The following is a 13,223-nucleotide window of genomic DNA, read 5'->3' on the forward strand; positions in this document are numbered from 1 at the left end:
GAGCTCCTATGGCAAAGCGGTTGGACCTCAAAGACGTCAACATCTACTACGGTTCCTTCCACGCCGTCGCCGACGTGTCGCTGGCCGTTCCGCCGCGTAACGTGACGGCGTTCATCGGCCCCTCGGGCTGCGGAAAGTCCACGGTGCTACGCACCCTCAACCGGATGCACGAGGTGATCCCCGGCGCCCGCGTCGAGGGTTCGGTGCTGCTCGACGGTGAGGACATCTACGGCGCCGGTGTCGACCCGGTCGGGGTGCGCAAGACCATCGGTATGGTGTTTCAGCGGCCAAACCCGTTCCCCACCATGTCGATTAGGGACAACGTGGTGGCCGGACTGAAGTTGCAGGGGGTACGCAACAAGAAGGCCCTCGACGAGGTCGCCGAACGCTCGCTGCGAGGCGCGAACCTGTGGACCGAGGTCAAGGACCGGCTCGATAAGCCCGGCGGCGGGCTGTCCGGCGGTCAGCAACAGCGGCTGTGCATCGCCCGTGCCATCGCGGTGCAACCCGATGTGCTGCTGATGGACGAACCGTGCTCAGCCCTGGACCCGATCTCCACGCTGGCGATCGAAGAACTGATCGCCACGCTGAAGCAGGAATTCACCATCGTCATCGTCACGCACAACATGCAGCAAGCCGCCCGGGTGAGCGATCAGACCGCGTTCTTCAACCTCGAGGCCACCGGTAAACCGGGCCGGCTGATCGAGATCGACGACACCGAGAAGATCTTCTCCAACCCGAGCAAGAAGGCCACCGAGGACTACATCTCCGGGCGCTTCGGCTAGTCACCTCCGCCACCTTCGCGACCGTGCGGTTTCATCCGCGACACACCGCTTGAATCCAAGCGCGCACGGCGGATGAAACCGCACACTCGGCGCAGTGTGTCGGGTCAGCGTGACGCCGGCAGATTTTCCTCGTCGGGGTGCTTGCCGGTGACCTGGAAGATGACCCGGCGGGCCACCTCGACCGCGTGGTCGGCGAAGCGCTCGTAGAACCGGCCCAGCAGCGTCACATCGACCGCGGCGGCCACGCCGTGCTTCCATTCGCGGTCCATCAGCACCGTGAACAAATGCCGGTGCAAATCGTCCATCGCGTCGTCTTCTTCTTGTATCCGGGCGGCCTTCTCCGGATCACGGGTGATCAGCACCTCCTGGGCGCTGTTACCGAGTTCGACTGCGACCCTACCCATTTCGGCGAAATATCCGTTGACTTCTTCGGGCAGCGCATGCTGGGGATGGCGACGCCGGGCGATCTTGGCGACGTGCAGGGCCAGCGCACCCATCCGGTCGACATCGGCGACGATCTGGATGGCGCCGACGATGGCGCGCAGATCACCGGCGACGGGCGCCTGCAGTGCCAGCAGCACGAACGCCGCTTCTTCGGCACGCCCGCTCATCGCGGCGATCTGCTCGTGGTCGGTGATCACCTGTTCGGCCAGCACCAGATCGGCTTGCAGCAGGGCCTGGGTCGCGCGTTCCATTGCAGCGCCTGCCAGCCCGCACATCTCGCCGAGCTGCGCCGTCAAGGCATCGAGTTGCTCGTGGTACGCGGTTCGCATGGCAGTCAGCCTACGGGCTTTCGGTATCCGACGTCACGACGTGCGGGTGAACCAGGGGTGAACGCCACCTGGCAAAACGCTGGCCGCGGGGCTATTCGCAGGTGGTGTCGGCGGCGTTGGTGACGGCGAGGTCCTCGGGCAGCGCGGTCGGCGTGCCGCCGGTCCCGCGGACCACGTGGACCTGCACGGTCGAGCCGCTCGGCGACGGCGGGTTCACCGAGCCGAAGTCGGTGCCCAGCACCACCTGCACGGTGTCGCCCTTACCCATCACCCGCTCGATGGTCGGGTTGACGAACGCCGAAGCCACCGTCGCCGCGGCCTCCTCGTTACCGGGTGAGAAGAACACGGTCGTCTCGTCCAGTGGGCCCGGGTAGTCGTTGGGCGTTGTGACGTTGAAGCCATGGGTCTGCAGTGCTTCGGCCGCGCTGGCGGCCAGACCGTTCTGACCGGTGGAGTTCGACACCTGCACGGTGATGTCCTGCGGGTTCGTGGTCACCGCATCGATCAACTCGCTGGAATCAGTGGCGCCTTGACTCGGCGTCTGGCTCATCAGCTCGTTGTCGGACGACGACTCCGGGGTGCCGGGGATCGGCGTGTTGTCGGCGTTGCGTTCCTCGGGCAGCGGTTCGTCGTTGATGATCGCGTCGAAGATCGCCCGGGTGTCCTCCTCGCGCAGGTGTTCGTTGCCCCACTCGTCCATGTAGCCGGTGGTGGGTACGGTCAGGAATGTGATCCGGCCCGCGGCGATGCCCTGGATCGACTGCCCGAGGGTGACGAGGTCCTTGGTGTCCATGTTGTCGACGTAGCTGTCGTTGATGAACATGTTGACCACGTTGTTGAGCTTGGACAGCGAGAAGAACACTTCCTTGGAGATCAGGGAGCGCAGCAGCGACGACAAGAACCGTTGTTGGCGTTTGATCCGCCCGTAGTCACCGTTGTTCTCGGTGGTGATCTGGCGCGCGCGCACGTACTGCAGTGCGGTCTGGCCGTCGATGATCTGGCGGCCGGCGCGCGGCAGCACCGTGCCGACCTCGTAGTCCTCCAGTGGGGTGGTGCTGCACACCTCCACGCCGCCGAGCGCATCGACCATCTTGGAGAAGCCGGTGAAATCCACTGCCATGAAGCGGTTTATCGACAGACCGGAGATCTTCTGGATGACCTTCACCAGACACTTGGGCCCTCCGACGGCATAAGCGGAGTTCAGCTTGTATTCGGTGTAGACCTTCTCGGCGCCGTACATCGGCGAGTCCGGGTCAGTGATCGGGCCGTATTCGCGGGTGCGCGGATCCCACGGCTCGCACTGCATCGGTTCGATCTCGAGATCGCGGGGAAACGACACTCCGACAACGCGTTCGCGGTTGGCCGGGATGTTCACCAGCATGATGGTGTCCGAACGTGCGCCGGCTGCGTCTTCAGTGGTGCCCGCGCCTATCTCGCTGTTTTCGCCGATGCGGCTGTCGACACCGACGATCAGGAAGTTCTCGTCGCCGAACTGTGCGTTCGGGTCGAGGATGTCGCGCGAGTCCGGATCCAGCGCCGAAATCCGGTTGAGCATGTTGTTCTTCGAGGTCTGCCACTGCCACGCGCCGCCGGTGAGGACCAGCGCAAGCACCGCCATCAACGCCGCGGCCGCGCGGCCTACCACCACCGTGGAGCGCAGGCCCCGGCGGCGCTTGCGGCGGTGCGGTTCGTCGTTGCCCCGTCGGGCGATGACGTGCGTCGGCGCCACCCGCCGGGTCGCGCGCAGCGCGGTCAGGTCCGGCACCTCCGAGGACGGCAGCTGCACCGCCGGAATGATCTCGGTGTCGTGCTCGTCGTCCGTCAGCTCGTCGGCCTCGACCGCGTCGATGATGTCGGTGGGCGGAGCCGCTTCGTCGGATTCGGCTTGCTCGGGTTCGGCGTCCTCGGGTTCGGCACGGTGGCGGCGCAATCCCTGCGGTACGGCGGTGTCACCCTTCACCCGGGCGATCAGGTCGGCGACGGTGAGGCGGTCGGGGTGGCTGCCGGTGTCCGCCGCATTCGTCAGATCGCGGCGATCAGCGCGGCGTTTGCGCTCCCACGGCGCGGCGCCTGGCGATGGGCGGGCACTTCGGGTAAGCCATTGGTTGTCGTCGGTGGACCGGTCCGGCCCCGACGGACCGGAGGGGCCAGGAGTGGCACCAGCACCTGGGCTGTCGCCGTCACTCATGTTCCCACCGGCCTCCGACTCTTCGTCGTCGCGCACACCAATGCGCATGGAACGTCCGCAGGGCCGCATGCCGTGTCACAGCGCCTGCGTGGCTCCGCCTACGGGAGCCCATTACCGAACAAGATCCATATCGTACTGAGACATCCTGAAAGTTGTGATGTCGGAGTCGTCTCAGTATCGAGACGACTCCGAGACAGCGTCAGCCGCCCGAGTGCATGACCTCGGCGCCGGCGGGGACCGTGCAGTCGTCGGGATCGGCCAGCCAGCCCTCGGGCAGCGCCACCGACGCGGCCGAGCCCTGGCGGCCGCGGGGGCCCTGCGCCGCATCGGGGAACGGCACTGTCGCGTCGAGCTGGCCGAGCAGCTCCTCGAGCTCCGTAACCGTCTTGACCAGCGCTAATGCGCGTCGCAGCTGGGTGCCGGCGGGGAACCCGTGCAAGTACCAGGCGACGTGCTTGCGGATGTCGCGCATGCCTTTGTCCTCGCCGAAATGGTCGGCCAGCAGCTGGCCGTGGCGCACCACGATCTGGGCGACCTCACCGAGCGTCGGCGCGACGGGAAGTGGGTTTCCGGTGAACGCGGCCGACAGTTCGGCGAACAACCAGGGCCTACCCAGACAACCACGTCCGATGACCACCCCGTCGCACCCGGTCGCCGCCATCATGGCCAACGCGTCGTCGGCTTCGAAGATGTCGCCGTTGCCGAGCACGGGAATGGCGTTGACGTGCTCTTTCAATGCTGCGATGTGCTCCCAGTTCGCTTTTCCGGAGTACCGCTGGGCGGCTGTTCGGGCGTGCAGCGCGACGGCGGCCGCACCTTCCTCCGCGGCGATCCGCCCGGCATCGAGGTAGGTGTGATGTTCGTCATCGATGCCGACGCGGAACTTCACGGTGACCGGGATGTCGGTGTTCTCCGTGGCCGCCACCGCGGCCGCGACGATCTGGCCGAACAGGCGGCGTTTGAACGGCAGCGCCGCACCTCCGCCGCGGCGCGTGACCTTGGGTACCGGACAGCCGAAGTTCATATCGATGTGGTCGGCCAACCCCTCGTCGGCGATCATCTTGGCTGCGGCGAACGTGTACCGCGGGTCCACGGAGTACAGCTGCAGCGACCGCGGCGACTCATCGGCGCCGAACGTCACCATGTGCATGGTCGCCGGATGACGCTCCACGAGAGCGCGCGCGGTGACCATCTCGCATACGTACAGCCCGCTGACCGTGCCGACCCGGGCCAGTTCCAGCTCGCGGCACAACGTCCGGAAGGCGACGTTGGTCACCCCGGCCATCGGGGCCAGCACCACGGGGCTGCGTAGCGCGATCGGGCCGATCCGCAGCTGTTGGCGGGTTTGCGCTACAGCCGTCATGAAGAGCTGGAGGCGAGCACCTTCTTGGCGGTGAGCTTCTCGGCCTTGCGCGCCTCGCGCTCGAGCCGACGCTGCTTGGATTCCTCGAACTTCTGGGAGGCTTCCTCCAGCTCTTCAACGAGCACACCGAGGTCATCGCGCATCCGCGCGGCCTCGCCGGTGAAGTCCTCGCGCTCGAAGATGCGCCACTTCTTGAGCACCGGCATCACCACATCGTCGAGGTGAATGCGCGGGTCGTAGACCCCGCCGACGGCGATGATGACGGCCTTGCGGCGGAACTCCGGCACCGTGTAGCCAGGCATCTTGAAGTTGCGCAGCACCCGGTGCAGGGAGTGCATGGCCTGGTCGGGCGCGATGTCGAAGCCGGCCTCCGAAACGTCGCGGTAGAAGATCATATGCAGGTTCTCATCGGCCGAGACCCGCGCCAACAGCTGGTCAGCGACGGTCTCGTTGCACGCCTTACCGGTATTGCGGTGCGAGACGCGGGTCGCCAGCTCCTGGAACGTGACGTAGATGACCGAGTCGAACAGGCTCTCGGCGAACAGATCGCCCTGCTGGTTCTGGCCGGGCGAGAAGCCGCGGGTGACCTGCTCCAGGCGCAGCTGCTCGAGCTGCACCGGATCGACCGAGCGGGTGACGACCAGGTAGTCGCGCAGCGCGATGCCGTGGCGGTTCTCCTCGGCCGTCCAGCGGTTCACCCACTGGCCCCAGGCGCCGTCCATACCGAAGTTCATCGCGATCTCACGGTGATACGAAGGCAGGTTGTCCTCGGTCAGGAGGTTCTGCACCATCGCCACCTGGGCGACTTCGGAGAGCTTTGACTCCTCGGGGTGCCAGTCCGTGCCGCCCAGCGCGTAGTAGTTCTTGCCGTCGGACCACGGGATGTAGTCGTGCGGGTTCCAGTCCTTCCGCATCGACAGATGCCGGTTGAGATTCTTCTCCACCACGGGCTCAAGTTCATGCAGCAGGTGGAGGTCAGTCAAGTTCTCGTGCATGGCGCCTCCAGTTATCTGTACCTGTTAGTAGCACTCAGAGTATCTGTGTACCCCGGTGACATTCAAGTAACGCCACGCGCTTGTCACATCTGCATCACAAGGCTCTTTTGTAGGCGGTACCATCCCTTGTTAATGCGTGGCGAGCAAACAGTTCGCGCTCGATTCAGCACACGCGCCGACGCGGAGGTTCCCGGAGTGGTGAAGATCGTCAGGATTGTCGCGAGCGTGGTCGCCGCAACGTCGGTGGCCGCCAGCACCCTACTCGCCGGGGCTCCACCGGCAGAGGCCGCTCCCGATGTCACCAACCGCACCTATCAGGACGCCAAGCGGATAATCCAGCGCTCAGGCGGCAAGGCAGTGGTGGCGACGCGGACTGGCAATGCCCTGTCCGAGTCGAGGTGCCTGGTGACCAATGCGTGGGATGCCGCGGTCCGCCGCCCCAACCGCCGCGGCAACCCGGTGGCCAACCGCGAAGTGCATGTGGCGCTGAACTGCAACGGGGAGTTGGCGGCGCCGGGCTCGCCAGGAAACTCGGCGGCCAGTCCCGCCGGCCGGGCAGCAAAGAAAGAGCAGGAAGCCAAGGCTGCCAAGGCCGCGCGAGACCGGGCCGCCAGGCAAGCCGCCGCGGCCCGCCAGCAGCAGGGGCAATAACAGCGTCTAACCGACGTATCTGCTGATAGACGGCCCGCTGGGGTGGCGGCCGAGGCCTGCGCGCCATAGGCTTTCCGATATATGACTTCGGCGATTTTCGCCTGGAAGTTGGAGGTCGGAAGACATGGACAAACTCATGGTTTTCGGGACCGGACCCGTGTTCGCGGCGGCCATCTTGTCGGGCGCGGGCATCGCAACCGCCGAAGACGACCCCGATGTGGTGGGCAAGAAATACTCGGATGCGACGAAGGAGATCAAAAGCAGCGGGGGCACCGCGGTGGTCGCCTCCAGAGTGGGTGACCGCCTGTCGCAGAGCGGCTGCATCGTCACCAACGCCTGGGATGCGTCCTTCGTGCGCAACGGGCGCTCGGACCGCGGCGAGGTCATGGTGTCGTTGAACTGCAACGGCGACTATGCGACGGCGACAAACCCGGGCACCTCGATTCAGCATCCGCTGGGCCGGGAGGCCAAAGCCGAGGCTGACGCCAAAGCCGAGAAGGCCGCCGCCGCCAGGTCGGCCGCGCAGAGCTAGTAACCGCTGAGCGTTACGTAAACGCAACGGAATTCACACGCGCTTTATCCGGGCGTTCTATCCCGTTCATGTCGCCGGGCGAATGTGGCGGCATGAGGACGAAACGTGTGCTGGGTGTCGGTGCTGCGGCCTGCGCGGTGGGAACGCTCGTGCTGCTCGGAACACCCACTGCCGCAGCAGATTACGTGGGTCAGAGCTACGCGGACGCATCCGACGCGATGGATGAGGCCGGTCTGGAGCCGATCATCGCCACGCGTGTCGGCGACCAGCTGGAGGAGGACGACTGCATCGTCACCGCCGCATGGGCACCGTCGTTCCTCCGTGGAGTCGGAGACAACTTCGAGCACTCCGATGGCGAGATGATGGTGGCGTTGAACTGCGCCGGCGCGTACGCATCGGAGACGAATCCCGGTGCATCGGTGCAACATCCGTTGGGCCGGGCGGCCAAGTCCGACGCCGAGGAGGAAGCCGCCGACACCGAAGAGCAGGAACTCGCGGCGGTCGTCACGCCCGACGAGTAGCGGTCAGTAGCTCGGTACCCGGCCGACCAGCATTCCGACGCAGTAGTCGATGAACTGTTCGCGGGTCGCGGTCAGCCGACCGTCGAGGTACGCGGTGAAAAGCGCGGTGAGCGCACCGATCAGCCCGGTGGCGACCATGGCCGCCAGCGCGGGTTCGGTGATACGGGTGAGCTTTTGCTGCAGCAGCTCGATGAAGTTTGGCATCCATTCGGCGCCGGAGCGGACCAGCACCGGCTCCACTTCCGGTGCCAGCAGCAGCACGCGCCCGCCCGCCGGATCGTCGACCATCAACTCGACGAAGCGCTCGACCGCCTCGCGAGGGGTCTCGGCGGTCGTCAGCGTGGACATCGCCCGCGCGCACACATCGTCGTAGACCGCACGAACGAACTCGTCACGATCGGCGAAGCTCTCGTAGAAGTAGCGTTCGGTCAGCCCAGCGGCCCGGCAGACCGCGCGCACGGTGAGCGCCGGGCCGTCCGCGCTGCCCAGCAGAGCCGACCCGGCGGAGATGAGTTCGTCGCGGCGCAGCGCTTGACGGTCCCGCAGCGGAACGCCGGACCATCGACCGCGTCGTTGACCCGAGGCCACATCCCTCCTAAGCTCGTCGCTGACAACGCCTGTAGTCAGAATTTACTCTCTGACTGGATGGGAAGCTCTTCAGTGACTCAAGATACGTCCGATGCACGCCCGGTGTCCTGGGGACACCACCCGCACACAGGGCAGGGGGACGAGTCAGCAGAGCTGGCGGCTGGCTGCCCGGTGACCAGCGGGGGATATGACTCCCTGCCGGAGCCGCTGGGGCCCGATTCGCTGACGTGGAAGTACTTCGGGCAGTGGACCGGCATGCTGCAGGGGCCCTGGGCGGGTTCGATGCAAAATATGCACCCGCAGTTGGGCGCGGCCGTGGAACAGCACTCGATCTTCTTTCGGGAGCGGATGCCGCGGCTGTTTCGGTCGGTCTACCCGATCGGCGGTGTGGTGTTCGACGGCGACCGCGCACCGCGCACCGGGGCGCAGGTGCGCGACTACCACATCGGCATCAAGGGCGTCGACGACCAGGGGCGTCGCTACAACGCGCTGAACCCCGACGTCTTCTACTGGGCGCACGCCACGTTCTTCAAGTCGACGCTGTTGGCCGCCGAATGGCTCGGCGGCGGGCTCACCGAAGACCAGAAGCGGCAGCTGTTCGATGAGCACGTCCAGTGGTACCGGATGTACGGGATGAGCATGCGGCCGGTGCCCAAAACCTGGGAGGAATTCCAGGAGTACTGGGACCACATGTGTCACAACGTTCTAGAAAACAACTGGGCGGCAAGAGAAGTCATGGATTTGTCCACGATGCCCAAGCACCCCTCGCTGCAATGGGTGCCCGATTGGGCGTGGCGGCTCAACCTGAAGGTCATGCAGCGGGTCCTGACTTTCTTCGCCGTGGGGCTGTATGACCCGCCGGTGCGCGAGTTGATGGGCTACACCTGGTCGCCGCGCCAAGCGTGGCTACACCGGCAGTTCGGCAACATGGTTTACCGGATCAGCAAGCTGCTGCCCAAGCGCGTGTTGATGCACCCCCGTAAACGAACTGCCTGGGACCGCGCACACGGGCGGCTGCCTGCAGATGCGCCGCTGGTGGAGACGCCGGCGCGCAACCTGCCGCCGGTCGAGTACCGCGACAACCCGCACTACTACAGCCCCAAGGTCTGACCACCCGAAGGTTTGCGCCAGCCGTTGGATGGCTAGCTTTACCGGTATGCAGGCGCCAGAAGTTCTTGGCGGCCGGTACGAACTGCGCAGCGTCCTGGGTCGGGGCGGCATGTCGGAAGTGCACGACGGTTGGGACAGTCGCCTCGACCGACCGGTCGCCATAAAGCTGCTGCACCCGGTGTTCCTGGCCGACCCGGTCAACCGCGAGCGCTTCCAACACGAGGCCCGAGCAGCCGCAGCGCTCAGCCATCCGCACATCGTCGCCGTGCACGACAGCGGCGAGCAGGACGGCACCCCCTACATCGTGATGGAGCGGCTGTCGGGGCACACGCTGGCGGACATGATCGCCCGCGGGCCGCTTGCACAGCCGCAGGTGCAGTCCGTCCTCGACGACGTGTTGTCGGCCCTGACCGCGGCGCACGCCGCCGGAATCGTGCACCGCGACATCAAACCGGCCAACATCCTGTTCACCGAATCCGGCCATACCAAGGTCGCCGATTTCGGCATCGCCAAGAGCGCCGCGACCCCCGACACGATGACCGGTCAGATCGTCGGCACCATGGCCTATCTCAGCCCGCAGCGGATCAACGGTGCGTCCGCGACGGCGTGTGACGACCTCTACGCGCTGGGTGTCGTCGGCTACGAGGCGTTGACCGGCCGCAGGGCCTTCCCCCAGGAGAACTTCGCGGAGTTGGCGCGCGCCATCGCGGAGAGCGCACCGGTACCGCTCGCGGCGCTGCGCCCGGACGTGCAACCCGTGCTGGCAGCGGTCGTGGAGCGGGCGATGGCGCCTGACCCGGGGTGGCGGTTCACCAGCGCGCCGTCGATGCGCGCGGGCCTGGCGGGCCGGTTCGAGCCGCCCGCGGGAAAGCGTCCACCCACCAAGGTCCTGGCCGCGCCGCTGCCTCCGCCGACGACGATGGCGGTGCGCCCGCCCGCTGCGCGAAACCGCACCGGGGTGCTTCTCGGGGTGGCCGCGGCGCTGGTCGCCGTGGTGGTCACGTTGGCCGCGGTGATCGCCGAGTCGGCGTCGCGCCCGCCGACACCGACCCCGGCCAGCACCAGCACGACCGTGCCCACCACCCCGTCGCCGTCGGTGCTGCCGCCACCGCCGTCGCCCGTACCAGCGCAAGTCGAGCAGGGACCTCCCTGGAATGACCGCGGCGAGAACGGGCGAGGTCCCAAAGGACCAAGGGGGCCAAAGGGTCCGGACGGGTCGAGGGGGCCGAGGGGCGGCGACGACGACTGAAGTCGCTGGAGGCGACGATCACATCCGCGACATTGGCCGCATGGCGCTACGCCAGCACCAGGAGGATTTTATGACAGCGACGGTTACCGACCGGCTCGTCAACTTTGCCAGCGAGGTGGATGACCAGACCATCGAGCAGGCCAAGCAGACGGCCTCGATGCCGTTCGTCTACCCGCACGTCGCGCTGATGCCCGATGCGCACTTCGGCAAGGGCAGCAGCGTCGGCACGGTCATCCCGACCGACGGCGCGGTGATCCCCGCCGCCGTCGGCGTCGACATCGGCTGCGGGATGATCGCTGCGCGCACCACGTTTGACGCCAAGCGTATCGCCGGGCTGAACCCGGCCATGTTGCGAAGCTCGCTTGAATCGGCGATCCCGATGAGCGCTGGCAAGTACAACCGCCGCCTCGGCCGGTACAAGTTCACGCAGCAGCGCATCAGCGAGCTCGAGGAGAAGGCCCGGCGCGAGGACGTCGACCTGTCGCACTCGCCGAAGTGGCGTGAGCAGCTCGGCAGCCTCGGCGGCGGCAACCATTTCATCGAGCTGTGCCTCGACGATTCTGATCAGGTGTGGCGTTCCTGCACAGCGGCTCGCGTGGTGTCGGCAACCGGATCGCCCAGAAGCACATTCGCAAGGCGCAAGAGATCTGCGCGAAACACTCTGTCGCGCTGCCGCATCGTGACCTGGCGTACCTGACTGAAGGCACCGCAGCGTTCGACGAATACATCCGCGAGCTGCGCTGGGCGCAGCACTTCGCGCTGTTGAACCGCGGCGAAATGATGGACCGTTTCGCTCAGGCCTTCGCCCGCTGGACCCGCAACGACATCGCCGGCGCCGCTGACCCGATGGCGCGGTGGTACGCCGACTTCGAGGTGGAGCGCATAAACACGCACCACAACTACACCCAGCGCGAGGTCCACGGCGGCCGCGAGGTCTGGCTGACCCGCAAGGGCGCCATCGACGCGCGCGGGGGCGTGCGCGGCCTGATCCCGGGCTCGATGGGCACCCGGTCGTATGTCGTGACCGGCAAGGGCAACCCCGAAGCGCTGTGCAGCGCACCCCACGGCGCGGGGCGGCGCTACTCGCGTACCAAGGCGCGCAAGCTGTTCACCGCCGCAGACCTCGACAAGCGGATGAAGGGTATCGAGTACCGGCCCGGCGCCGATTGGGTCGACGAGATCCCCGACGCCTACAAGCCGATCGACGTCGTGATGCGCGACGCCGAGTCGATGGTGACCATCGACGCCGAGCTTCGACAGATTCTCAACGTCAAGGGTAAGTAAGCAGACGATCAGGAAATCCGAAGAAAACCATCGGATTTCGGGCGTATAGCCCCATAGGTCAGATCAGCAGACACGGCTACGATCTGCCGACGACGCCGCGGCGGAGCGGATACAGTTGGACGCGGCGCGGGCTCGGGGCCGCATCATCGCTTCGTGTGGGCTAGGAGGAAATGTATTGAGCACCAAAGTGATTGACCGCGTACGCGCTGTCAACTGGAACGACATCCAGGATGAAGGCGACCTTCACGTCTGGAACCGTGTCACCACCAACTTCTGGCTGCCCGAAAAGATTCCGCTGTCCAACGACGTTCCGGCGTGGAACACGCTGACGCCGAACGAGCAGCAGGTGGTCATCCGAGTGTTCACCGGGCTGACGCTGCTCGACACGATTCAAGGCACCGTCGGCGATGTCGAGATGATCGAGGACGCCGTCACCCCGCACGAAGAGGCGGTGCTGGGCAACTTCATCTTCATGGAGGCCGTGCACGCCAAGAGCTACAGCTCGATTTTCTCAACGCTGTGTTCTACCAGGGAGATTGACGAGGCGTTTCGCTGGTCGGAAGAGAACCCGCACCTACAGCGCAAGGCGCAGCTGCTCGTGGACTACTACCGGGGCGACGACCCGCTCAAGAAGAAGATCGTCTCGGTCATGCTCGAGAGCTTCTTGTTCTATTCGGGGTTCTACCTGCCGCTGTACTGGGCGGCGCGGGCAAAGCTGACCAACACCGCCGACATCATCCGGCTCATCATCCGCGACGAAGCGGTCCACGGGTATTACATCGGCTACAAGTTCAAGCGCGCCATCGAACACGAATCGCCCGAGCGTCGTGCGGAACTGCATGAGTACGCCTATTCGCTGCTGATGGATCTCTACGACAACGAGGTCGACTACGCCCAGGATCTCTACGACCAGATGGGCGTCACCGAGGCCGTCAAGGCGTTCATGCGCTACAACGCGAACAAGGCGCTGCGCAACCTCGGCTACGACCCGCTGTTCCCGGCCGACGATTGCGAGGTGGCGCCCGAAATCATGGCCCAGCTCGATCCCGGCAGCCTGGAAACGCACGACTTCTTCTCGGGCAGCGGTAGCGCCTACGTCATCGGCCGCACTGAGGAAACCGCCGACGAGGACTGGACCTGGTGACGCTCAGTCAGTGAGGCCGAGGTAAGCCATGAGCTTGTCG

12 protein-coding genes and 1 pseudogene are annotated in these 13,223 nt (G+C 65.9%); 8 read left to right on the forward strand and 5 right to left on the reverse strand.

All coding sequences use genetic code 11. The features are described 5' to 3' along the window. Positions 1-8: 8 nt before the first annotated feature. Entirely contained in the window at positions 9-785 is a 777-nt protein-coding gene (gene pstB / locus ABQF13_RS15410; RefSeq protein ID WP_448393642.1) for a phosphate ABC transporter ATP-binding protein PstB, read from the forward strand. A gap of 104 nt (positions 786-889) precedes the next feature. On the opposite strand, the gene phoU is transcribed toward pstB, so the two are convergent. The 4 genes from phoU to ABQF13_RS15430 all read right to left on the reverse strand — a co-directional run bounded on the left by phoU (position 890) and on the right by ABQF13_RS15430 (position 6,104). Continuing rightward, positions 890-1,558 carry a phosphate signaling complex protein PhoU gene (gene phoU, locus ABQF13_RS15415; protein ID WP_448393643.1) on the reverse strand — a complete coding sequence of 223 codons (669 nt, stop codon included), beginning with the start codon at positions 1,556-1,558 and terminating at the stop codon, positions 890-892. A gap of 91 nt (positions 1,559-1,649) precedes the next feature. Continuing rightward, the gene (locus ABQF13_RS15420) at positions 1,650-3,746 is read right to left on the reverse strand and encodes an LCP family protein (protein WP_448393826.1); all 2,097 of its coding nucleotides are present in this window, start codon (positions 3,744-3,746) and stop codon (positions 1,650-1,652) included. A 199-nt stretch (positions 3,747-3,945) separates the two neighbouring features. Beyond that, positions 3,946-5,079 (reverse strand): tRNA dihydrouridine synthase DusB, encoded by a 1,134-nt coding sequence (gene dusB, locus ABQF13_RS15425; protein WP_448393827.1) that lies wholly within the window; start codon positions 5,077-5,079, stop codon positions 3,946-3,948. Between the two features lie 26 nt (positions 5,080-5,105). Further along, entirely contained in the window at positions 5,106-6,104 is a 999-nt protein-coding gene (locus ABQF13_RS15430; RefSeq protein ID WP_448393644.1) for an acyl-ACP desaturase, read from the reverse strand. A 195-nt stretch (positions 6,105-6,299) separates the two neighbouring features. Between ABQF13_RS15430 and ABQF13_RS15435 the strand changes: the two genes are divergently transcribed. From ABQF13_RS15435 to ABQF13_RS15445, 3 genes are all read left to right on the forward strand, one after another. Continuing rightward, positions 6,300-6,755: a hypothetical protein gene (locus tag ABQF13_RS15435; RefSeq protein ID WP_448393645.1), complete on the forward strand. Its 456-nt coding sequence runs from the start codon at positions 6,300-6,302 to the stop codon at positions 6,753-6,755. Positions 6,756-6,879: 124 nt separating this feature from the next. Continuing rightward, positions 6,880-7,287, forward strand: a complete 408-nt coding sequence (locus tag ABQF13_RS15440) for a hypothetical protein (RefSeq protein ID WP_448393646.1) — start codon at positions 6,880-6,882, stop codon at positions 7,285-7,287. A gap of 92 nt (positions 7,288-7,379) precedes the next feature. Then, positions 7,380-7,808 carry a PASTA domain-containing protein gene (locus ABQF13_RS15445; protein ID WP_448393647.1) on the forward strand — a complete coding sequence of 143 codons (429 nt, stop codon included), beginning with the start codon at positions 7,380-7,382 and terminating at the stop codon, positions 7,806-7,808. Between the two features lie 3 nt (positions 7,809-7,811). Here the strand turns inward: ABQF13_RS15445 and ABQF13_RS15450 are convergent, their stop codons facing one another. Next, positions 7,812-8,396: a TetR/AcrR family transcriptional regulator gene (locus ABQF13_RS15450; protein ID WP_448393648.1), complete on the reverse strand. Its 585-nt coding sequence runs from the start codon at positions 8,394-8,396 to the stop codon at positions 7,812-7,814. 72 nt (positions 8,397-8,468) lie between these two features. Here ABQF13_RS15450 and ABQF13_RS15455 point away from each other — a divergent pair, with 72 nt between their 5' ends. The 4 genes and pseudogenes from ABQF13_RS15455 (at position 8,469) to nrdF (ending at position 13,183) form a co-directional block, all read left to right on the forward strand. Then, complete coding sequence (locus ABQF13_RS15455) at positions 8,469-9,506, forward strand: oxygenase MpaB family protein (protein WP_448393649.1); 1,038 nt, start codon at positions 8,469-8,471, stop codon at positions 9,504-9,506. 46 nt (positions 9,507-9,552) lie between these two features. Then, positions 9,553-10,755, forward strand: a complete 1,203-nt coding sequence (locus ABQF13_RS15460; protein WP_448393650.1) for a serine/threonine-protein kinase — start codon at positions 9,553-9,555, stop codon at positions 10,753-10,755. Positions 10,756-10,825: 70 nt separating this feature from the next. After that, positions 10,826-12,039 (forward strand): annotated as a pseudogene (locus ABQF13_RS15465) (RtcB family protein). 175 nt (positions 12,040-12,214) lie between these two features. After that, positions 12,215-13,183 (forward strand): class 1b ribonucleoside-diphosphate reductase subunit beta, encoded by a 969-nt coding sequence (nrdF, locus tag ABQF13_RS15470; protein WP_448393651.1) that lies wholly within the window; start codon positions 12,215-12,217, stop codon positions 13,181-13,183. The last annotated feature ends 40 nt before the right edge of the window (positions 13,184-13,223 follow it).

It is taken from the genome of Mycolicibacterium sp. XJ879, from assembly GCF_053483935.1.

What these genes read in the sequence shown, in the direction of transcription:
- ABQF13_RS15445 (WP_448393647.1), top strand. Translation starts at nt 7,380, where the DNA reads ATGAGGACGAAACGTGTGCTGGGTGTCGGTGCTGCGGCCTGCGCGGTG.
- ABQF13_RS15440 (WP_448393646.1), top strand. Translation starts at nt 6,880, where the DNA reads ATGGACAAACTCATGGTTTTCGGGACCGGACCCGTGTTCGCGGCGGCC.
- phoU (WP_448393643.1), bottom strand. Translation starts at nt 1,558, where the DNA reads ATGCGAACCGCGTACCACGAGCAACTCGATGCCTTGACGGCGCAGCTC.
- ABQF13_RS15430 (WP_448393644.1), bottom strand. Translation starts at nt 6,104, where the DNA reads ATGCACGAGAACTTGACTGACCTCCACCTGCTGCATGAACTTGAGCCC.
- ABQF13_RS15420 (WP_448393826.1), bottom strand. Translation starts at nt 3,746, where the DNA reads ATGAGTGACGGCGACAGCCCAGGTGCTGGTGCCACTCCTGGCCCCTCC.
- pstB (WP_448393642.1), top strand. Translation starts at nt 9, where the DNA reads ATGGCAAAGCGGTTGGACCTCAAAGACGTCAACATCTACTACGGTTCC.
- ABQF13_RS15460 (WP_448393650.1), top strand. Translation starts at nt 9,553, where the DNA reads ATGCAGGCGCCAGAAGTTCTTGGCGGCCGGTACGAACTGCGCAGCGTC.